This window comes from Solwaraspora sp. WMMD792, from assembly GCF_029626105.1.
GTDB lineage: Bacteria > Actinomycetota > Actinomycetes > Mycobacteriales > Micromonosporaceae > Micromonospora_E.
Genome location: NZ_JARUBH010000009.1, coordinates 2,818,427 through 2,837,613 on the forward strand (window position 1 = coordinate 2,818,427; position 19,187 = coordinate 2,837,613).

20 protein-coding genes are annotated in these 19,187 nt (G+C 72.0%); 4 read left to right on the forward strand and 16 right to left on the reverse strand.

Annotation, left to right across the window (positions count from 1 at the left end):
* Positions 1-13: 13 nt before the first annotated feature.
* Together O7629_RS13870 and O7629_RS13875 are read right to left on the reverse strand one after the other, a co-directional pair.
* The gene (locus O7629_RS13870; RefSeq protein WP_278169615.1) at positions 14-775 is read right to left on the reverse strand and encodes an SDR family oxidoreductase; all 762 of its coding nucleotides are present in this window, start codon (positions 773-775) and stop codon (positions 14-16) included.
* Between the two features lie 4 nt (positions 776-779).
* Positions 780-1,343 (reverse strand): nuclear transport factor 2 family protein, encoded by a 564-nt coding sequence (locus tag O7629_RS13875; protein ID WP_278169618.1) that lies wholly within the window; start codon positions 1,341-1,343, stop codon positions 780-782.
* Positions 1,344-1,412: 69 nt separating this feature from the next.
* Here O7629_RS13875 and O7629_RS13880 point away from each other — a divergent pair, with 69 nt between their 5' ends.
* The gene (locus tag O7629_RS13880) at positions 1,413-2,510 is read left to right on the forward strand and encodes an ABC transporter ATP-binding protein (RefSeq protein ID WP_278169620.1); all 1,098 of its coding nucleotides are present in this window, start codon (positions 1,413-1,415) and stop codon (positions 2,508-2,510) included.
* Positions 2,510-3,535: an ABC transporter ATP-binding protein gene (locus O7629_RS13885; RefSeq protein ID WP_278169622.1), complete on the forward strand. Its 1,026-nt coding sequence runs from the start codon at positions 2,510-2,512 to the stop codon at positions 3,533-3,535. The genes O7629_RS13880 and O7629_RS13885 overlap by 1 nt, the downstream gene beginning before the upstream one ends.
* Positions 3,536-3,543: 8 nt before the next feature.
* Here O7629_RS13885 and O7629_RS13890 read toward each other — a convergent pair whose 3' ends face one another.
* The gene (locus tag O7629_RS13890) at positions 3,544-4,011 is read right to left on the reverse strand and encodes a nuclear transport factor 2 family protein (RefSeq protein WP_123602221.1); all 468 of its coding nucleotides are present in this window, start codon (positions 4,009-4,011) and stop codon (positions 3,544-3,546) included.
* A gap of 68 nt (positions 4,012-4,079) precedes the next feature.
* On the opposite strand from O7629_RS13890, the gene O7629_RS13895 reads away from it, so the two are divergent.
* Entirely contained in the window at positions 4,080-4,541 is a 462-nt protein-coding gene (locus tag O7629_RS13895; protein WP_278169624.1) for a nuclear transport factor 2 family protein, read from the forward strand.
* Between the two features lie 62 nt (positions 4,542-4,603).
* On the opposite strand, the gene O7629_RS13900 is transcribed toward O7629_RS13895, so the two are convergent.
* Genes O7629_RS13900 through O7629_RS13925 form a run of 6 tightly spaced genes read right to left on the reverse strand, consistent with a single transcriptional unit; the run spans position 4,604 to position 11,057 of the window.
* Positions 4,604-5,830 carry a PLP-dependent aminotransferase family protein gene (locus O7629_RS13900; protein ID WP_278169625.1) on the reverse strand — a complete coding sequence of 409 codons (1,227 nt, stop codon included), beginning with the start codon at positions 5,828-5,830 and terminating at the stop codon, positions 4,604-4,606.
* Between the two features lie 29 nt (positions 5,831-5,859).
* Positions 5,860-6,663 (reverse strand): SDR family oxidoreductase, encoded by an 804-nt coding sequence (locus O7629_RS13905; RefSeq protein WP_278169626.1) that lies wholly within the window; start codon positions 6,661-6,663, stop codon positions 5,860-5,862.
* A gap of 52 nt (positions 6,664-6,715) precedes the next feature.
* Positions 6,716-7,591 (reverse strand): ABC transporter permease, encoded by an 876-nt coding sequence (locus tag O7629_RS13910; RefSeq protein ID WP_278169627.1) that lies wholly within the window; start codon positions 7,589-7,591, stop codon positions 6,716-6,718.
* Complete coding sequence (locus tag O7629_RS13915; RefSeq protein ID WP_278169628.1) at positions 7,584-8,540, reverse strand: ABC transporter permease; 957 nt, start codon at positions 8,538-8,540, stop codon at positions 7,584-7,586. Before O7629_RS13915 ends, O7629_RS13910 begins: the two co-directional genes overlap by 8 nt.
* 28 nt (positions 8,541-8,568) lie before the next feature.
* Positions 8,569-9,423, reverse strand: a complete 855-nt coding sequence (locus tag O7629_RS13920; protein ID WP_278169629.1) for an SDR family oxidoreductase — start codon at positions 9,421-9,423, stop codon at positions 8,569-8,571.
* Positions 9,420-11,057: an ABC transporter substrate-binding protein gene (locus O7629_RS13925; protein WP_278169630.1), complete on the reverse strand. Its 1,638-nt coding sequence runs from the start codon at positions 11,055-11,057 to the stop codon at positions 9,420-9,422. The genes O7629_RS13920 and O7629_RS13925 overlap by 4 nt, the downstream gene beginning before the upstream one ends.
* Before the next feature lie 212 nt (positions 11,058-11,269).
* Here O7629_RS13925 and O7629_RS13930 point away from each other — a divergent pair, with 212 nt between their 5' ends.
* Positions 11,270-11,938: a TetR/AcrR family transcriptional regulator gene (locus tag O7629_RS13930; protein WP_278169632.1), complete on the forward strand. Its 669-nt coding sequence runs from the start codon at positions 11,270-11,272 to the stop codon at positions 11,936-11,938.
* Between the two features lie 23 nt (positions 11,939-11,961).
* Here O7629_RS13930 and O7629_RS13935 read toward each other — a convergent pair whose 3' ends face one another.
* The 7 genes from O7629_RS13935 to O7629_RS13965 all read right to left on the reverse strand — a co-directional run bounded on the left by O7629_RS13935 (position 11,962) and on the right by O7629_RS13965 (position 19,175).
* Positions 11,962-13,584, reverse strand: a complete 1,623-nt coding sequence (locus tag O7629_RS13935) for an FAD-dependent oxidoreductase (RefSeq protein WP_278169634.1) — start codon at positions 13,582-13,584, stop codon at positions 11,962-11,964.
* A 19-nt stretch (positions 13,585-13,603) separates the two neighbouring features.
* Entirely contained in the window at positions 13,604-14,365 is a 762-nt protein-coding gene (locus O7629_RS13940; protein ID WP_278169635.1) for a hypothetical protein, read from the reverse strand.
* A complete protein-coding gene (locus O7629_RS13945; protein WP_123602230.1) occupies positions 14,358-14,597 on the reverse strand; it encodes a 4Fe-4S binding protein in 240 nt (79 codons plus the stop codon). Before O7629_RS13945 ends, O7629_RS13940 begins: the two co-directional genes overlap by 8 nt.
* A gap of 2 nt (positions 14,598-14,599) precedes the next feature.
* A complete protein-coding gene (locus tag O7629_RS13950; RefSeq protein ID WP_278169638.1) occupies positions 14,600-16,363 on the reverse strand; it encodes an FAD-dependent oxidoreductase in 1,764 nt (587 codons plus the stop codon).
* Positions 16,364-16,465: 102 nt separating this feature from the next.
* Positions 16,466-17,260: a maleylpyruvate isomerase N-terminal domain-containing protein gene (locus tag O7629_RS13955; RefSeq protein ID WP_278169640.1), complete on the reverse strand. Its 795-nt coding sequence runs from the start codon at positions 17,258-17,260 to the stop codon at positions 16,466-16,468.
* Complete coding sequence (locus O7629_RS13960) at positions 17,257-18,087, reverse strand: fumarylacetoacetate hydrolase family protein (protein WP_278169641.1); 831 nt, start codon at positions 18,085-18,087, stop codon at positions 17,257-17,259. Before O7629_RS13960 ends, O7629_RS13955 begins: the two co-directional genes overlap by 4 nt.
* Entirely contained in the window at positions 18,084-19,175 is a 1,092-nt protein-coding gene (locus O7629_RS13965; protein ID WP_278169642.1) for a cupin domain-containing protein, read from the reverse strand. The genes O7629_RS13960 and O7629_RS13965 overlap by 4 nt, the downstream gene beginning before the upstream one ends.
* Between the last annotated feature and the right edge of the window lie 12 nt (positions 19,176-19,187).

Sequence of the window (19,187 nt, forward strand, 5' to 3'; positions counted from 1 at the left end):
AACGACCAGTTCGTCACAACAAGTTGGACCGGTGAAATCCGCCATCGACCGGGATCATCGCCCCGGACAGGTACGACGAGTCCTCCGAACACAAAAAAGCGATGGCCGCGGCGAACTCGTCGTACCCGCCGACCCGGCCCAGGTGCACCGCCCGGTCGAGATGCTGCTGGCGGTCCGGGGTCCGGTTGGGAAACGGCGCGTTGCCGACGACGATCCCGTTCGACGAGATCCCGCGGGACCCGTACTCCTTGGCGATCGAGGCGACCAGGGCACCCATTCCGGCCTTGGCGGCGGCGTAGGCCGCACCGTTGACCTGGCCGTTGGTGCCGGAGATCGAGCCGATGCCGACGATGTGCCCGCGCTCGGCGGCCAGCATGCCGGGCAGTACGGCCCGGGCGCAGAGGAACGCCGAGGTGAGGTTCAACGCGAGGAATCCGCTCCAGTCCTCGAGGCTGGCGTCGGCCACCGCCGCCCAGGCGGCTCCGGGCAGTGCTCCACCGGCGTTGTTGACCAGGATGTCGACCGGGCCGTACCGGTCGGCCACCTCGGCGACCAGGTCGGCCACCTGGTCGGCCGAGGTGACGTCGGCCCGACCGGCGACCGCCCGGCCGGGCAGGTCGGCGGCGGCCGCCCGGGTCTCGGCGATGCCGTCGGGATTGATGTCGTTGACGACGACCGTCGCTGACTCGGCGGCGAACCGCAGCGCGGTGGCCCGGCCGATCCCCCGGCCGGCGCCGGTGACCAGAGCAACCTTTCCGGTGAATCTCCCGGGCATCGCGTCAGCCTTTCTGAAACAGGGGGTTGCGGGCGTTTTCGCTGATCACGACCATGGTGGCGAAGCGCCAGCCGACGTCGGGCTCACGTCGCATGCCGAACAGGTAGGCACCTTCGTGCTCGCCCCGGCGAAACTGCGGGCCGTCGCCGCTGGTCGCGACGAGGCTGTACACGGCGGCGACCGAGGCGGTCCGGCCGTCATCGGCGACCCGGATCACCGGAGGGTGGATGAGGTGACGCAGCTCGTAGGAGTTGATCACGTCGGCGGACGGTGGCCCGTCGGCGTCACCGGAGCGGGGCAGGACCGGGCGGAAGTACAGCTCGCGGAGCTTCTCCTTGCCTTTGACGGTCTCGTTCAGGGTGCCGCGCAACTGCCGCTCGAAGTCCTCGGTGTAGTACTCCAGCAGGTCGTCCCAGCGGCGCCGGTCGCACAGCCAGCCGTAGAGCATCACCAGGTCGGCGATCCGGCGGTGGTCCTCGGCAAGGGCCACCCGCTGCTCGACCGTCTCCGGGGTCCGCTCGGGCAGTTGGACCACGGCGATCAGTTCGTCGAGTTCGTCGTCAGTCATCGGGTCTCCACGTTTCAGGCAGGTAACGGGGTCTCGCTCAAAGTACCAAGCGCTTGTTAGGCTGGCAACGTGCGATCCGATGAACCGGCTCCGTTGCTCGCCGTCGAGAACCTCGCCACGAGCTTCTCGACGCCGCGCGGTGTGCTGCGCGCCGTCGACGGGGTCTCCTTCACCCTCGCGCCCAGCGAGGCGCTCGGCGTCGTCGGCGAATCCGGATCCGGCAAATCGGTGCTGGTCCGCACCGTCATGAACATCCTGCCCCGGCAGGCGCAGGTCGCGGCGGAAAGTCGGATCCTGTTCGAGGGCCAGGAGGTACGCGACCGACGAGGCGCCGCCGCCCGACACTTCTGGGGCGCGGAGGTGGCCATGGTGTTCCAGGATCCGATGACGTCGCTCAACCCGGTCCGCACCATCGGTCGGCAACTCACCGAGCCGATGCGTCACCACCTCGGGCTCAGCAGACGGGCCGCCGACACCCGTGCCGCCGAACTACTCGCCGAGGTCGGCATCAGCGAGCCGGTCCGACGGCTGAGGCAGTACCCGCACGAACTCTCCGGCGGCATGCGGCAACGCGTCATGATCGGCATCGCGCTGTCCTGCTCGCCCAAGCTGCTCATCGCCGACGAGCCGACCACCGCGCTGGACGTGACCGTGCAGAAGGAGATCCTCGACCTGCTCGCCCGGCTGCGTACCGAGCTGCGGATGGCGATGATCCTGATCAGTCACGATCTGGCCGTGGTGTCCGGCCGCACCGACCGGACGATGGTCATGTACGCCGGCCGGGTGGCCGAGATCGGTCCGACCGCCGAGCTGTTCCGGCACACCCGGCACCCGTACACGGCGGCCCTGCTGCGCTCGACCCCCCGGATCGACCAGCCCAGCCACACCCCGCTGGAGGTGATCGCCGGCGGCGCCCCCGACCTGGTGCACCCGCCGCCCGGCTGCCGCTTCGCCCCCCGCTGTCGGCAGGCCCGGCCCCGGTGTCAGCAGGAGGACCCGGCGCTGGCCGACGAACCCGGGCACCGGTACGCCTGCTTCTACCCGGTCGGCACCGAGGCCGGCGACCGCGCGCTCGCCGAGAACCTCGCCGACGGCCGGACCGGGGCCGGACTGGACCTCGCACCGGTCCGCACCGACCGGTCCACCCTCGACGGGGCGGTGAACTGATGGCCGGCACCGGCAAGGCGCACCTGCGCGACACCGACGACGTGGTGCTGCGGGTCGAGGACCTGACCGTACGGTTCCCGGCCGGCCGGGGACGCAGCGTGCAGGCGGTCTCCGGGATCAGCCTCGACGCCCGGGTCCGGGAGACCGTCGGCCTGGTCGGTGAGTCGGGCTGCGGAAAGTCCACCACCGGCCGGGCGATCCTGCAGCTGCCCCCGCCGACCAGTGGATCGGTCCGGTTCGACGGCACCGAGTTGACGGCGCTGCGCGGCGAGCGGCTGCGCCGCACCCGCACCCGACTCCAGATGATCTTCCAGGACCCGATCTCGTCGCTCAACCCCCGCCGTACCGTCCGGGACATCGTCGCCGAAGGTCTGCGGATCTGGCACCGCGAGGGCGGTCCCGCCGCCCGGCGGCGGGTGGACGAGGTCCTCGACGCCGTCGGGCTGGACCCCCGGCTGGTCGGCGACCGACGACCGCACGAACTGTCCGGCGGGCAGTGCCAGCGGGTCTGCATCGCCCGCGCGCTGGTGCTGGAACCGGCCGTGGTGCTCTGCGACGAACCGGTCAGCGCGCTGGACGTCTCGGTGCAGGCCCAGATCCTCAACCTGCTGGAGGAGATGAAACAGCGGTACGGCCTGACGCTGCTGTTCGTCGCCCACGATCTGGCGGTGGTGAAGCGGGTCAGCGACCGAATCGTGGTGATGTACCTGGGCAAGATCTGCGAGGTCGCATCGCCGGATGTGCTGTTCGCCCGTCCCGCCCACCCGTACACGGCGCTGCTGCTGCGCTCGATCCCGGAGCTGGACGACGGCTCCCCGGCACCGGCCCGCACCAGCGGTGAGCTGCCGTCGGCACTCGACCCGCCGAGCGGCTGCCGGTTCCGCACCCGGTGTCCCCGCGCGGCGGATGTCTGCGCCCGCACCGAGCCGCAGCTGCGCCAGACCGGCCCGGACCAGTACGTCGCCTGCCACTTCCCGCAGGACGCGCCGGCCGACGGACCCACCGCCGGCCGGTCGCGGCCGTGACGGCCGGGTCAGTCCGCGGCGGCCGGCGCGACAAGCAACTCGTCGCGGCGCATCCAGTCCAGCACGTGTTCCCGACGGCTGATCAGCCAGCGGCCGTCGACCCGGACCAGTTCGTCGAGGTAGCGCAGACCCCGGGTGCGCATCCGGGGGCCAGTGGCCGGCCGGTCGATCAGGTGGGCCTGGGCGTAGGTCTGCGCCACCGCACGGTCGCCGGTCACCTCGGCGAAGTGGTTGCCGATGAAGTGCATCGACGCCCGCAGGTCGACGATCTCCAGGGGGAACCGAACCGGCGACCGGCCGGTGAAGAACGCCATGATCCGGTCGATCCCGCCGGCCACCCGTACTCCTTCGTAGATTCCCTCCACGTCGTCGGTGAAGCAGCCACGCAGCCGGTCCCAGTCCCGGCTGTCGATCGCCATGAAGTACCGGTTCACCACATCGGCGATGGCCAGCCGGTCGGCGGTCAGCGTTTCCATGACCCGATCTCCCGTTCCTGAGTCGACGGTGCCGCGCAACCGCGGCACCCAATCGAAAGGTGTGCATGATGTCCGGATACGCCGATGACCGAGCGGCCATCGTCGAATTGCTGAACCGGTACGCGCAGTGCTGCGACCGGCGTGAGTTCGAGGCGGTCGGCGGCTGCTTCACCGACGACGCCCAGGCCGAGTACTCCGGCAAGCGGTTGCCGCGCGGGGTGCGCCACATCGTCGCGCACATGGCGCCGCTGGCCCGACTGGCCGCCAGCCAGCACGTGGTCGGCTCGGCCACCATCGAGGTCGACGGCGACTCGGCGGTCGCCAGCTCGTACACGGTGGCCCACCTGGTCCGGCCGGTGCCGGACGGGCACGAGGTGGTGCACCGGGGACTGCACTACGCCGACCGGCTGGTCCGCACCGGCGACGGCTGGCGGATCAGTGAACGGGTGCACCAGGTGCTGTGGAGCACCAGCTCGCCGACCACCTGGCCGGTGCCCCGGTTCACCACCGCCGCCCAGCCGGCCGACTGACCGGCCGTCGCAGGCGGATCCGGGGGTGCAGACAGATCCGGGTGGGTCCGGCATCGCCGGGCTCACCCGGACGCCGTCAGGTCGTCGAAGGCGTCCCCGAGGCGGTCGACCGCGGCCACCAGACCCGCCGGGCCCAGCATGCTGAACGACAGGCGCAGGTGCCGGGGGTAGCCGTCGGCCAGCGAGAACTCGTTACCCGGGACCACCGAGACGGCCCGCCGCATCGCCGCGCGGGCCAGGGCCAACGCGTCGATCCCCGGGGTCTGGACGCTGGCCCAGACGAACATCCCGCCGTCCGGCATCGGGGTGGCCAGCCGACCGGCCAGCCGGTCGGCCACCGCCCCGGTCAGGGCTTCGGCCCGCACCCGGTACAGGTCCCGCAGCCCGGCCAGGTGCCCGGCGAACCAGTCCGGATCGGCCAGCAGCTCGACGAGCAGCCGTTGGCTCAACGCGGCGGAGTTCAGGTCGGTCGCCTGCTTGGCCACCGCCAGCGCCCGGTGCAGCCACCTCGGTGCGGCCAGGTAGCCGACCCGCAGCCCGGGTGCCACCAGCTTGGAGAAGCTGCCGAGGTAGACCACCTGCTCGGCGGCGTCGGCGGCGACCGGCGGCAGGTCGGCCCCGGCGAACCGCAGCTGACCGTACGGGTCGTCCTCGACGATGAGGAAGCCGTACCGGGCCGCGAGCTGCGCCAGTCGGGTACGCCGTCGCGCGGTGAGGGTGCGTCCGCTCGGGTTGGAGAAGTTCGGCACCAGGTAGCACAGCTTCGGCCGTAACCCGGCCCGTAGCCGCCCGGCCAGCAGCTCGGTGTCCATCCCGTCGTCGTCGACCGGCGCCTCGACGATCCTCGGCTGGTAGCCGGCCAACGCCCGCAGCGCCCCGACGTAGGCCGGCGACTCGACCACCGCCACGTCACCGGGGTCCAGCAGCACCTTGCCGATCAGGTCGAGCGCCTGTTGCGAACCGGTGGTGACCAGCAACCGCCCGGTCGGGTCGGGCAGCCGCAGCCGGCCGGCCAAATCGGCACCGACCAGGTCGAGCAGCTCCGGGTCGCCCTCGGTGGCCGAGTACTGCAGGGCGGCGCCGGCGGCGCCGGCCAGCGCCCGCTCGGCCGCCTCGGCCACCGCCCGCGCCGGGAACGCCTCGGCCGGCGGCAGCCCGCCGCCGAGCGACAGCAGCGTCGGCCCGGGTACGTCACCGGCGGACGGCCGGGCCGCCGCCGCGACCAGCTCCCGCAGCTTCGACGGGCGCATCCCGGCGGTACGGGCGGCGAACTCGGGTCGGGACGTCATCGCATTCCTTCCGTTGACGCTGGTCGGCGTCACCCCATCGACCAGCCGCCGTTGGCCCGAATCAGCTGCCCGGTGACGAACCGGGCGGCGTCGGAGACCAGGTAGAGCACCAGCAACGCCTGGTCCTGCGGCTCCCCGACGATGTTCAGCGGCGAGCGGGCCGCCATGCCGGCCAGCCACTGGCTGCGCCGCTCCTCGTCGACGGTGCCGTCGGCGGCGGTGAAGTTGCGGGCACTGAAATTGGTCAGGGTGGCGCCGGGCGCGATCGCGTTGACCCGTACCCCTTTCGGGCCGAGCTCCAGGGCGAGGGTCCGGGTCATCCCGACGACGGCGAGTTTGCCGAGGTGGTACAGCCCGTAGCCGGCGGCGGGCAGGTCGGCGGCGGTCGACGAGATGTTGACGATGGCCCCGTGGCCCTGGCGGGTCATCACCGTCGCGGCGGCCTGGCAGCCGTACAGCACGCCCTTGACGCTGATCGCGAACTCGGCGTCGAGGTCCGCCCCGGTGACCTCGGTCAACTCACGAACCAGGGACGGCACACCGGCGATGTTGCACTGGATGTCGAGGCCGCCGTACCGCTCGACGGCGGCGGTGGCCAGGGCGTCCAGGTCGGCCCGACGGCTGACGTCGGTGTACTGGAAGCTGGCCCGTCCGCCGGCGGCGGTGATGTCGGCGACGGTCGCCGCGCCGCGTTCGGCGTCGATGTCGGCGACCACCACGGCGGCGCCGGACCGGGCGAGGGTCTGTGCGACCGCCTGGCCGATTCCGCTGCCGGCGCCGGTGACCGCGGCGACGCGGCCGTCCAGCCGGAACGCCGACTCGTCCATCCGCATGACGTACCTCCTGCTGCTCGGGTCGAGGGCGGCCCGGTTCCGGACGTTGCCGTCAGACCTGGGAGTCCCGGGGATCCCAGCGGGCCCGGGCACGTTCCCCGACGATGTTCAGGCTGAAGACGGTGAGGAACATGAACACGCCAGGGATCAGCGGTACGTGCGGGTGCCGGCGCAGCTCCCGCAGACCACCCTCGGCGATCATGTTTCCCCAGGACGGGGCGGGCTGCTGCAGCCCGAGGCCGAGGAAGGCCAGCGATCCTTCCGCGACGATCAGCACGGCGGCGACGATGAAGGCGTACGAGACCAGCGGCAGTGCCACGTTGGGCAGCAGTTCGCGGATCAGGATCCGGGTGTGCCGGGCGCCCATCGCCCGGCTGGCGGTGACGAACTCCCGTTGGGCGAACAGCAGCGTGTTGGCCCGGGCCAGCCGGATCATCGTCGGGATGCCGACCACGGCCAGGGCCAGACCGCTCTTGAGTACCGCCTCCGGCACGGTCCGGGGCGGGCCGAGCACCGCGGCGAAGGCGATCAGCAGGACGAGGGCGGGGATCACCAGGGCGGCGTCGGCGAAGACGCCGATCACCACGTCCACCCAGCCACGGAAGTAGCCGGCGACCATACCGACCGCACCGCCGATCAACAGGCTGACCAGCACGGTGCAGCCGACGGTCAGCAGGCTCACCCGGGCTCCGTAGATGGACCGGGCCAGCAGGTCGAGACCGAAGCCGTTGGTGCCCAGCGGGTTGGCCGAGAACAGGTCGGGTCGGGCGTAGCCGGCGATCCCGATCGTCTGGGTGGTGTCGTCGGCGTTGCCCAGCGGCAGCAGGTCGGCGAGCAGGGCGCAGCCGGTGAGGACGACCAGCCAGCCGAGGCTGAACCAGAAGGCGAGGTCGATCCGACGGCGTCGGGTACGGCTGGGCTCAGGCATGCCGCCTCCGGATCCGTGGGTCCAGATAGCCGTACAGCACGTCGACGGTGAGGTTCAGTAGCAGGTAGATGACCGCGATCAGCAGGACGCCGCCCTGCACCAGCTTGTAGTCGTTGCTCTGCGCGGCGTTGATGATCACGTTGCCCACCCCGGGCAGCACGAAGACCGCCTCGACGATGATGGTGCCGCCGAGCAGCCGGCCGGCGCTCACCCCGGCCAGGGTGATCAGCGAGAACGACGAGGGGCGCAGCGCCTCCCGGAGCATGATGTGCCAGCCGGGCATGCCCTTGGCCTTCGCGGCCAGGATGAAGTCCTCCTGCAGGGTGGCGACCAGGTCGCCGCGCAGCAGCCGGGCGAAGACCGGGGCCTCGGCCAACGCCAGGGTGAGCGCGGGCAGGAAGGCGTGCCACAGGTTCTGGCCCAGACCGTCGTCGGACGGCCGGGACCACTGTCCGAGTGGGAACCAGTCCAGGTGGATGGCGAACACCAGCAGCAGGAGCAGGCCGACCAGGAACGGCGGGACCGAGATGACGCCGATGGTGCCGGCCGAGATCCACCGGTCGACCAGCCCACCGGCCCGGTACGCCGACCACATCGCCAACGGGACGGCGATCAGCAGGGCCAGCACGATGGCCATCGCGGCGAGCTGCAGGTTCACCGGGAACGCCCGCAGCAGCCGGTCGGAGACGTTCTCGATCGGCGGGACCAGGTTCTGGCCGAGGTCGCCACGCAGCACACCGCCGAGCCATTCGAGGTAGCGCTGCACGGGCGGCTGGTCCAGCCCCATCTCGGTCCGGATCCGCTGGTAGTCGGCGGGCGTACCGGTGTTGCCGAGCACCTGCGCGGCGGGGTCACCCGGCCCCAGCTGGAGCAGGACGAAGGTGCCCACGCTGACCAGGAACAGCACCGGGACGAGCAGGGCCAGTTTGACGGCCACCGTCCGTAGCATCAGTGCTCCTCCTCTCGTCGTCGCCGGGTCACACCAGCGGGGCCGGGCCGCCGTCGACCTCGATGGTCTGGCCGGTCAGGTACGACGCCGCGTCGCTGGCCAGCCACCGGATCGCCGCGGCGATCTCGGCGGGGTCGCCGATCCGGCCGAGGACCGCGATCCGGCCCATCGCGTCGATCTCGGCGGCGCTGCGGTTGCGCTCCATCAACGGGGTACGGACCGGTCCGGGTGCGACGCAGTTGACCCGGACCCCGGCGGGACCGTGGTCGATGGCCAGCGCCCGGGTCAGTCCGACCACCCCGGCCTTGGCGGCGCAGTACGCCGGGTTGGCGCGCATGCCGCGCAGTCCGGCCCCGGACGAGACGTTGACGATGGCCCCGCCGACCGCCGTCAGCTGCGGCAGCGCGGCCCGGCACATCAGGTAGACCGAGGTGAGGTTGAGCGACAGCCAGCGGTCCCACTCGGCGAGGTCGATGTCGAGCACAGTACGGCCGGGCCGGCTGCCGCCCACCACGTTGATCAACGCGTCCAGCCGCCCGTACCGGGTGGTGGCCGCGTCGACCGCCGTGGCCGCGCCGGCCTCGGTGGTCGCGTCGGCGACCACGGTCGTCACGCGGTCGGCACCGGCCGGGTCGGCACCGGTCAGGTCGGCGGCGGTCAGGTCGGCGGCGGTCGCTGCCAGCCCGGCCGCGTCGACGTCGGCCAGCACCAGCCGGTGTCCGGCCTCGGCGAACGACCGTGCGGTGGCCGCCCCGATTCCGTGGGCGGCCGCGGTGATCAGGGCCACCGGGGGTGCCGGGGTGGCGCCGGCAGCGCCGGCACCACCCCGCCCGGTGACCCGCGCCGACGGGTCAGCGGCGTCGGTCGCGGATCGTCCGGTCATCCTCGCGTCGCCCGACCGAGCAGCACCACGGTGTTGACGCTCTGCAGCACGTCGCCGACCTCGTCGGAGATCAGCACGACCTCCGGCTGGGCGGTCAGTGCGAGGAACGGCACGTCCTCGGCGTACGCCCGGGCGATGGTGCTGATCGCGGCCTTCACCTCGGCCTCGCTGCCGGCGCCCCGCCCGGCGGCGATCGCCTCGTCGACGGTGGGATTGACGTAGCCGGAGAAGTTGCCGCCGCCGGTGGTGACGTAGGTCGAGTTGAAGTCGCGGTTGAGGGCGAAGAACGGCTCGGCGTCGGAGATCGACGAGCCGAAGCAGGCCAGGTCGAAGTCCTTGCGCACGATGACCGCCGAGGTGTTCGCGGCGATCTCCTGCTGGTCGGTGAGGTCGACCTGCATGCCGGCCGCCTCCAGCATGCCCTGCACGGCGGTCCCCCAGGTCGGCAGGCCGGTGTGGCAGCTGACCCGGATGCGCCCGTCCCAGCCGTCGGCCTTGGCCTGCTCGACCAGGTCGCGGGCCCGCTCGATGTCGTAGGCCGGTCCTTCGACACCGTCGTACCAACGGGACTCTTCGGAGATCAGGGCGCTGGACATGAAGCCGGCGCCGCCGTACACCCGCTGTTTGAGCGTCTCCAGGTCGATGGCGGCGGCCACCGCCTGCCGGACCCGCTTGTCGGCGGTGGGTGCGGTGGACTCCAGTTCGGTGCCGTCCGGCTGGCCCTCGCACCGCGGTGCCGGTTCACCTTCCTGGCAGGTGATCGGGAATCCGTTGTTCATGATCAGGGTGTCGTTGGCGGAGTACTGGACCCGGATGCCCTCGGCACCGTCCGCCTCGGCGTCCGCGATCGCCCCGGCGTCACGCAGGAAGGCCAGGTCGACGCTGCCGGCGCGGAACGCCTCGTAGGTCTGCGGCCCGTCACCGGCGTGGATGAACCGCACCCCGTCCAGCGGGATGTCGCCGCCCCAGTAGTCGGGGTTGCGGGTGAGGGTCAGCGACTCGTCGGGGCGGAACTCGTCGAAGACGAACGGCCCGGCACCGGCACCCTGCGGGTTGGTGCCGAACGCGTCGCCCTGGGCGGCCACCGCAGCCGGGTTGACCACCATGCCGGGGGTCCCGGCGAGGGCGAACGGGAAGTTGTTCCACGGGAAGGCGAGGGTGAACACCACCGTCAGGTCGTCGGGGGTGGCGTAGTCGGTGATCGGCGCGACCAGCGAGCTGGCGTTGGACCGTGCCTCGGTGTGCCGTTGCATGTTCGCCACGACGGCCGCCGAGTCGTACGGCGCGCCGTCGCTGAAGGTGATCCCGGACCGCAAGGTGAGGGTCCACTGGGTGAAGTCGTCGTTGGGGGTCAGCGACTCGGCGGTCTGCGGCTCGAAGGCCCCGCTGGCCGGGTCGTACCGCATGATCGTGTCGTAGAGCGCCGCGAGTTCCGCGCCGCCGGAGTTGCCGGTGCCGGCCACCTGGACCGGGTCGAGTGACTGGGTGGCGGACCAGGTGGCCATGGTGATCGTGCCGCCGGTCTCGTTGGTGTCGTTGTCGTCGCCGCAGGCGGCGACGGTGGCGAGCAGCAGCCCGGCCACCGCGACGCGGGCGGGCGCCCCGTTCCACTTGTATTTCCGACCAGTTGCCATCTGCTTCTCCTGGTAGCCGTGAAGCCCGAGGCTTTGTGAATGCCATGTAAACTAGCTGCGTACCGGCCACCAATCAAGCGCTCGCTTGGAGATTGTTACCCGAGCTCGACCTGGGGCGACCAGCCCGGCACCGGCACCCGTCGCACCAAGCGCTTGATTGACTCTGCTATGCTGGCGCCCGCCCGTTGCACCGCAGACCCGAAAGAGGCACCGTGGCAGAGTCGCTGGATCGACGACAGCAGATCATCGCCTGCGCGGCGGCCTTCTTCGCCAGTCGCGGCGTGGCCGCCACCACGGTCCGGCAGATCGCCGACGAGGTAGGCATCCTGTCCGGCAGCCTGTACCACCATTTCGACTCGAAGGAAGCGATCATCGAGGCGATCCTCGGCCCCTACCTGGAGGATCTGCGCCACCGGTACGCCGAGGTGCTGGCCGGAGAGAACGACCCGGCGACCCGGCTGCGCGAGCTGGTCCGCGCGTCGCTGGACACCGCCGCGGCGCACCCGCACGCCACCGAGATCTACCAGAACGACGTCAACTACCTGCGTGGCCTGGCCCGGTTCCACTACCTCAAGGACGTCGCCCGCGAGGTGCAGAGCGCCTGGCTCGGGGTGATCGAAGCGGGCGTCAGCAGCGGAGCGTTCCGCCCCGACATCGACACCCGGGTGTTCTACCGCTTCATCCGCGACGCGGTCTGGCTGTCGGTCCGGTGGTTCCATCCGAGCCCCGACAATCCCACCAGCCGGCTCGCCGACCAGTGCACCGCGATCTTCCTCGACGGCCTGGCCGCGCGCCCGACCGATGCGGACACCTCGACCCCGGCGGCCCCACCAGCCGCGATCGACGCGGTCGATGGGGCGGCACCGGCACCGGCCGGCTGACCGGCCGGTAGCCGGCCGGCTGCTCATCCGGCGGCCAACGAGCGACCGCTCAGGTATCCGTACGTCATCCCGGCGGCGAGCGTCGCGCCGGCACCCGGATAGCCCGGTCCGAACGGGCTGGCCGCCACGTTCCCGCAGGCGTACAGCCCGCCGATCAGCCCACCGTCGACGTCCCGCACCTGGCCGTGCTCGTCGCAGAGCGGGCCGCCCTTGGTGCCCAGACAGCCCAGGTGCAGCCGTACCGCGTAGTAGGGACCGTCACCGAGCGGACGCAGATTGCGGTGCGGGGTCACCGTCGGATCGCCCCGGTACCGGTCGTACACGGTCGTGCCCCGACCGAACTGCGGATCCCGGCCCTGCGCGGCGTGCCGGTTGAACTCGGCGACTTGCTCGGCCAACCCGTCCGGGTCGATGCCGACCGCGCCGGCCAGCTCCGCCAGGGTCGGTGCCGTCGCCATCCACCCCGGGGTCGGCGCGTCCGGGGTCGCCGTGGCGACCGAGTACGACGACCGGAACCGGTCGTCGAACACCAGCCAGCAGGGCAGGTTGGCGTACTCGTAGCGGATCGGGTCGAACGTGGCCATCGCCTTGCCGAGGTCGTTGTAGTTCATCGCCTCGTTGGAGAACCGCCGGCCGTGCCGGTTGACGATGATCCCGCCGGGCAGCGCCCGCAGACCTGACGTGGGCCGGAACAGCGGCGCGCCGTCGTAGGTGTCGCCGACCGCGTACACCATCGGCCCCCACCAGGCCTCGTTCATGTTGCCGAGCGCGGCACCGACCTCCATCACCATGCGCAACCCGTCACCGGCGTTCGCCGGCGGGCTGGCCGGTGCGTCCATCGGTACGCCGAGGAACTGCCCGACCATCGCCGGGTCCCACTCGAACCCGCCGGAGGCGAGCACCACACCCCGCTGCGCGACGATCTCCACCTCGCCGTCGCCGGTGGCCACGGTGATCCCGGCGACCCGTCCGCCGGTGCGCCGCAGCCGGACCGCCCGGGTGTCGGTGTGCACCGTGGCACCGAGCCGCAGGCAGCCGTACAGCAGCTCACCGACCAGGGCGGCACCCATGCCGACCACGCCCTTCGCGGTGCGTTCGGCGATCAGCGCCCAGTCCCACCGGTCCAGGGTGTCCATCCCCCACTGATCCAGTTCGAGCTTGGTCACCGGCACCGTCGAATGCGTCGGCCGCAGCTTGCCGCGCAGCTCGCCGAGGACGGTCGCGTCGAACAGGTCGCTCTGCAGGGTGCGCCCGCCCGGATGCGCCCCGGGCAACTCGGGCTGGTAGTCGGGGTGCTCCAGGTTCGGGGTGAAGCGCAGCCCGGTGCGCGCCACCACCAGGTCCAGCATCGGGTTGACCTGGTCGACGAAGGCCTCGATGACCCGGTCCGGGACCCGGTTTAGGGCGAGCCGTCGCAGGTAGGTCAGCGCGTCGTCGCGGCTGTCCGGCACGCCCGCCTCGGCCAGCCAGCGGTTCGCCGGCGCCCAGATGGAGCCGCCGGAGACCACGGTCGTGCCGCCGATCACCGGCGCCTTCTCCAGGATGGTGACCTGCAGGCCGGCCGCCGCGGCGGTCAACGCGGCGGTCAGCCCGGCGGCGCCGGTGCCGACCACCACCACATCGGTACGGCGTGGCAACTCGTGCATGGCTCGTCTGCTCCCCTCGTCAGGCGCTGGCCCGCCGGGCTTCGAGTGCCTGGCGGATGTTGCGCAGGAAGTCCTCGGCGGTCGGCTCCACCATCGGCCCCATCAACAGCTCGACCATCGGGGCCATCGGCCCGCCCGGGGTGAGCTGCAGATGGAAACGCAGCCGGGATCGGCCGGTCCGGGGCGGCCCGGCCGATGTCGGCCTGCCCGACACGTGATCGCTCGCCTCGGGAGGGTTGGCCGCCGCCGGCGGGTTGGCCGCCGAACCGGCCGACGGGTGGGTCGCCCGGCGGCGGTTCAACCAGCGCAGCAGGCGACCTGCCACGGCGAACCTGATCCGGCGCAACAGGCCGGGTCGGCTCTGCTCGTCGCCTCGCTCGGGCCGTCGCTGGTCTCCCGAGGTTGCGGAACCGTCAGCCGGGAAAACGTCAGCCGAGGAACCGTCGGCCGGGCCGGCCGCGGTGGCGTCGCCCGGTCCCGACGGCACGTCGATCGGCTCGATGTCGAAGCTGCCCTGCCCGGTGATCCGTTCGGTCAGCCCGGTGATGGTGAACTCCGCCCGCCGGCCCGGCTCCCAGACGGTGATGTCGGCCTGCAGGTCCACCTCACGGGCGAGGACCCCGACGTCACCGCGCAGCGTCCAGATCGACCGCCGGTCGTCGACCAGGTCCAGCTTCTGAAAACCGACCAGGAAGTGCGCCCAGTTCGGGATCACCTCGACGAACGACCACACCTCGTCGACGCCGACGTCGATGTCCAGGGTGTAGCTCGCCTCAATCATGATCGGGCCGACCCGGCAGGATGGAGATCGGCTGCTGCCGCATGCTCCAGGTGAATTCGATGTCGATCGCGCCGGCCGGGCACTCCACCCGGCAGACGTCGCAGTAGCTGCACTCGTCCGGGTAGCGGACCATCTCCGCCACGCCCCGGTCGATGTGCAGGATGTCGCCCGGACAGACGTCCTGGCAGATCCCGCAGAGCGTGCAGAGGTTCTCATTGATCCGTGGTGCCATGCCTATCCCACCTTTCCGGCGAGCCGTGCTCCCCGCTCACCGACCAGTTCCACGACCGACCGGTTCTCCAGTTGCGCCGCACGCCAGGACGGGGTCGGCACGGTGTGCTCCAGCACCGGCTGCTCGCCGTCGTGTCCGGCGAGGATCGACACGCCGAGCCACCGCTGGTCGTCGGCGCCCGGCCGGTCGGTGCGGTAGTGACCCATCAGGAAGCTGAACCGGCTCTCGTCGCGCTCCAGCGCGACGGCGGTCATCATCTCGTCGAACAGCCGCAGGTCGAACGCCTCATGGGCGCGCATCAGCTCGTGGCCGTTGCCGGCGTGGACCTCGCCGGCCGCCGCCGCGTACCCGCGCAGGTACTCGGCGGCCTGCCGCAGCCCGATCTCGTTGCGGTCCATCCCCACGTACTTGGTCATCAGGTCCTGCAGCTGGTGCTCGTACTCGCGCCAGCCGATCCCGCTGGTCCGGTTCAGCGGTGCCAGGGTCCGCCGACGTTCGGCGGCCACCGCCGAGGCGTCCAGCATGGGCGCGGCGGCGGACCGGGCGAACTCGGCGGCGGTACGGCCGATGACGTACCCGCTGGCCAGTGAGCCGGCCAGGGCGTACGCCGGGGTGGCCAGGTCACCGGCGGCGAACAGGCCGGGGACCCGGGTCTGCCCGTCCGCGCCGACCACCACGCCCTTGGGCGATCCGGTGGCCGACCAGGCGCCGTTGAACAGTTCGAACTCGACCGGGTGCCGGGACAGGTCGATGCCGGACTGCTCCAGGAACTCCAGGAACAGCGGGGCGTCGTAGGAGATGTAGTCGCTGATCGCGGCGATCTCGGCGGGCGGCAGGTGGGTGCAGTCGATGTACACCGGACCACGGCCGGCGAGCACCTCACCGGCCGCCTTACCGACGATGCCGAAGCCGAACCGCCGCTCCCCCTCGACGTCCGGCAGGTCGGCGATGAGCTGACCGTTGCCGTTGACCAGCCGGCCACCGGCCTCCAGCAGGTTGCCCATCGCGCCGGTGGCGAAGCCACGCGGGAAGAGGAAGGTCCCGAGGAACTCGATGTTGGCGGCCACCGCGCCGGCCCGGGCGGCGAGGGCGAACCCGGTGGTGGCGTGGTAGGGCCGGTGGTAGGTGTGGAACGCGTCGCGGCGGGGCGAGTTGAAGATGACCCGTTCGGCGTTGCCGGTGGCGACGATCACCGCGCCGGCGCGGAAGGTCAGGAACTCGCAGGACCGGATGTCGAAGCCGGTCGCGCCGACCGCCCGGCCGGTGTCGTCGAGCTGCACGCTGGTGGCGTGCACCCCGCCGATGATCCGGACCCGGTCGGTGGCCGCCGCCCGCTCGGCCAGCCGGGGCTTGATGTCGGCGCCGTCGAACTTGAGCACGATCGGACCGGGCGTCCACATCCGGCCGACCCGCTCGTAGTCGCCGTCGGCGTTGCGCAGCGGCACGCCGGACTCCTCCAGGAACCGGCAGACCGCCGGCAGCGGTTCGATGCCCAGCGGCCGGGCCACCTCCATGTCGACCAGCCCGAGGGCTATGTCGCAGTACCACTCAGCAAAGACCTCCGGGGTGTCCCAGGGCTCGCCGAGATCCAGGTAGGTGGTGAGGAAGGCCAGTCCCCGGCCGGCGTCGCCGGAGCGCCGTACCGACCTGGTCTTGTCGACCAGGACCACCGAGGCGCCCGCCTCTGCGGCCCGCACGGCCGCCACGCAGCCGGCGATTCCCCCACCGATGACGAGTACGTCGGACTCGATCACGTTGCCGTCCACCGGTGCCTCCCTCCTATCGTCGGTGACTCGCCGTAACCGGCGGCCACCAGAAATCGATCATGTCATCGTGCCTGGTCAGCGGGGTCCGACGAGCGGACCGGGTCATATCCACGGCGGCGGTGGCGCGACCACGGCACCGGCCGGGCGGACCGTCAAACGGTCGGCCGGCACTCGCCCGATCAGCCAGCCGAGCAGCTGCCAACCGGCTCCGGACAGCTCCACCGGCCGGACCGGTGCGGTATCACCGGACCCGGCCGCACCGGTGGTCGGCACGCCTCCCATGCCGGTGGTCGGCATGCTTGCCGGGCCGGTCCGCCAGACCCGCGACCGGTCGGTCGCCCGCAGCTCGACCGCCGGGCCGGTACCACGGCCGGTGAAGGCGGCGGTCACCTCGTCCAGCAGCGCGTCGATGAGCGGACCGGGCAGATCGGCCAGGGTGCCGCCGAGGTCGAGGTCGGCCTGGTGCACCCAGACCTCCCGGACCCGCAGCCAGAGCACCTGGTCGGCGGGGACCTCGCGGCCCTGACCGGTACGGACGGTGGCCGACCAGGCGTCGTCGGGCATGACCCGGACGGCGTCGGCGAGCCGACCCGCCGCACCGGCCAGGTCGGCGCGCAGCTCGTCGGCGCCGCGCCCGGCGCCGGCGTCGATGTCCGCGCCGCGCTGGGCGGCGCTGGCGTACATCGGGGTCGGCACCCCGGTCCGCGCCCAGGTCAACAGGTTCACCAGGGCGTCGGCGTTGCGGGCCAGGTGGGTGACCAGGTGGGCGCGGGTCCAGCCGGGCAGCCGGCTCGGTGCCGCCGCGTCGGCGTCGGTGAGCTGGTCGACCAGTTCCCGGCACCGCTGTTCCCCGGCGGTCAGCCAGCTCATGGTGGCGTCGGAGCCCGCGCCGGTCACGGTCGCTCCGCCCGGCAGGTGTTGCGGCATTCGCCGACCCCACCGATCCGGGTGACCAGCACGTCACCGTCGGCCAGGTACCGGGGTGGTTTACGGGCGTGGCCCACGCCGCCGGGCGTCCCGGTGGCGATCACGTCGCCGGGCCGCAGGGTGCAGATGGTGGACAGGTACGCCACCAGTGCGGGCGGGTCGAAGACCAGTTCAGTGCTGTCGGAACTCTGCACCACCTCGCCGTTGACCAGGCATTCGACGCTGAGCCCGGCGTCGAGGTCGAGGTCGTCCGGGGTGACCAGACAGGGTCCGAGCGGGGTGGTCGCCTCGAACGTCTTGCCGGCCAGCCACTGCGGGGTGCGGTACTGCCAGTCCCGGGCGGTGACGTCGTTGAGCACGGTGTACCCGGCGATCGCGGCGGCGGCCTGCTCGGGGTCGGCGTGCCGGACCGTGGTGCCGACGACGACCGCGAGTTCGGCCTCCCAGTCCATCGCCGTCGAGGCGGCTGGCAGCACGACCGGGTCGGTGGCCCCGATCAGCGCCGGCGGGTACTTGGCGAAGATCGTCGGATATTCCGGGAGCTGGCGGCCCATCTCCAGGATGTGCCGGCGGTAGTTCAGCCCGACACAGATGATCTTCTCCGGTCGGCTGACCAGCGGAGCGTGGTCGAGTCCGTCGACCGGGTGCCGGGTGCCGTCGGCGGTGGCGGCGCGCTGCGCCCAACCAGGATCGGTGAGCAGCTCGCCGAGGTCGGCGGCGCCGACCTCGATTGCCGCGTCGGCGTCGACCCGGACCGCGGCGGTCCGGTCGCCGGTACGGATGGTGGCCAGCCTCACGCCGGATCACCCACCTGGTGCCGGTCCAGGTGCAGGGCCTGGTAGCTGGGTGCGTCACTGAACCGGAACAGGTCGGCGCCGTCCGGTGACCGCAGGCTCACCGGGCACCAGGACGGTACGGCGAACAAATCGCCGGTGCCGACCTGGTGTTCCCGGCCGTCGAGCAGCACGGTGGCCTGCCCGCTGAAGACCTGCCACACCGAGGAGCCGACCTCCCGGCGGGTCGCCGTGGCGGCACCGGCGGCCAGCCGGTGCATCTCCAGGCGCATCGTCGCCAGGGCGTCGCGGCCGGTGGTCGGGTTGACGAACCGTACCGCCGCGTGGCCTGGCTCGACGAGCGCCGGATGTCCTTCGTCGGCGAGCTCCAGCTGCGCGGTGAGCGCGGCGTCGGTGTGTGCCCAGCGGTACGCCGGCAGCGGCGAGTGGACGGTGTCCGCCCCGGCCGACAGCGGGCGCAGCCCGGGGTGGGCCCAGAGCCGTTCGCCCCGCGAGGCGGCCGGGGTCGACGTGTCGGTGAGCTGGTCCGGGCCGAACTCGAAGAACCCGGCGTCGAGTTGAGCGTTCAACGGGATGTCCAGTCCGTCCAGCCAGACCATCGCGGTGTCGGCGGTGTTGTGGTGTTCGTGCCAGGCCCAGCCCGGGGTCAGCAGCAGGTCGCCCCGGCGCATGGCGACCGGGTCGCCGTCGACCACCGTCCAGACGCCTTCCCCGTCGAGCACGAAGCGGAACGCGTTCTGGCTGTGCCGGTGGGCCGGGGCGACCTCGCGGGGCCCGAGGTACTGCACCGCCGCCCAGAGGGTGGCGGTGGCGAACGGGTCGCCGGGCAGGCCGGGGTTGGCCAGGGCGATGGCCCGTCGTTCGCCGCCACGGCCGACCGGGACGAGGTCACCGGCGCGGGCGGCGAGCGGCAGCAGCCGGTCCCACGGCCAGACGTGGGGCACCGCCCGGGGCGTCGGGGCGACCGGCATCAGACCGTCCCGTACGGTCCACAGCGGTTTGAGTCCAGCGGCGTCGAAGTCGGTGTAGAGCTGCTGCAGAGCGCGGTCCTGCACCGTGCCGGCAGCGGCCTCGGAGTCCAGGTCAACCATGTCGCCAGGTTA

Coding starts and splice junctions, on each gene's coding strand:
- O7629_RS13870 (WP_278169615.1), bottom strand. CDS start 775: ATGCCCGGGAGATTCACCGGAAAGGTTGCTCTGGTCACCGGCGCCGGC.
- O7629_RS13875 (WP_278169618.1), bottom strand. CDS start 1,343: ATGACTGACGACGAACTCGACGAACTGATCGCCGTGGTCCAACTGCCC.
- O7629_RS13885 (WP_278169622.1), top strand. CDS start 2,510: ATGGCCGGCACCGGCAAGGCGCACCTGCGCGACACCGACGACGTGGTG.
- O7629_RS13890 (WP_123602221.1), bottom strand. CDS start 4,011: ATGGAAACGCTGACCGCCGACCGGCTGGCCATCGCCGATGTGGTGAAC.
- O7629_RS13895 (WP_278169624.1), top strand. CDS start 4,080: ATGTCCGGATACGCCGATGACCGAGCGGCCATCGTCGAATTGCTGAAC.
- O7629_RS13900 (WP_278169625.1), bottom strand. CDS start 5,830: ATGACGTCCCGACCCGAGTTCGCCGCCCGTACCGCCGGGATGCGCCCG.
- O7629_RS13905 (WP_278169626.1), bottom strand. CDS start 6,663: ATGCGGATGGACGAGTCGGCGTTCCGGCTGGACGGCCGCGTCGCCGCG.
- O7629_RS13910 (WP_278169627.1), bottom strand. CDS start 7,591: ATGCCTGAGCCCAGCCGTACCCGACGCCGTCGGATCGACCTCGCCTTC.
- O7629_RS13915 (WP_278169628.1), bottom strand. CDS start 8,540: ATGCTACGGACGGTGGCCGTCAAACTGGCCCTGCTCGTCCCGGTGCTG.
- O7629_RS13920 (WP_278169629.1), bottom strand. CDS start 9,423: ATGACCGGACGATCCGCGACCGACGCCGCTGACCCGTCGGCGCGGGTC.
- O7629_RS13925 (WP_278169630.1), bottom strand. CDS start 11,057: ATGGCAACTGGTCGGAAATACAAGTGGAACGGGGCGCCCGCCCGCGTC.
- O7629_RS13935 (WP_278169634.1), bottom strand. CDS start 13,584: ATGCACGAGTTGCCACGCCGTACCGATGTGGTGGTGGTCGGCACCGGC.
- O7629_RS13940 (WP_278169635.1), bottom strand. CDS start 14,365: ATGATTGAGGCGAGCTACACCCTGGACATCGACGTCGGCGTCGACGAG.
- O7629_RS13945 (WP_123602230.1), bottom strand. CDS start 14,597: ATGGCACCACGGATCAATGAGAACCTCTGCACGCTCTGCGGGATCTGC.
- O7629_RS13965 (WP_278169642.1), bottom strand. CDS start 19,175: ATGGTTGACCTGGACTCCGAGGCCGCTGCCGGCACGGTGCAGGACCGC.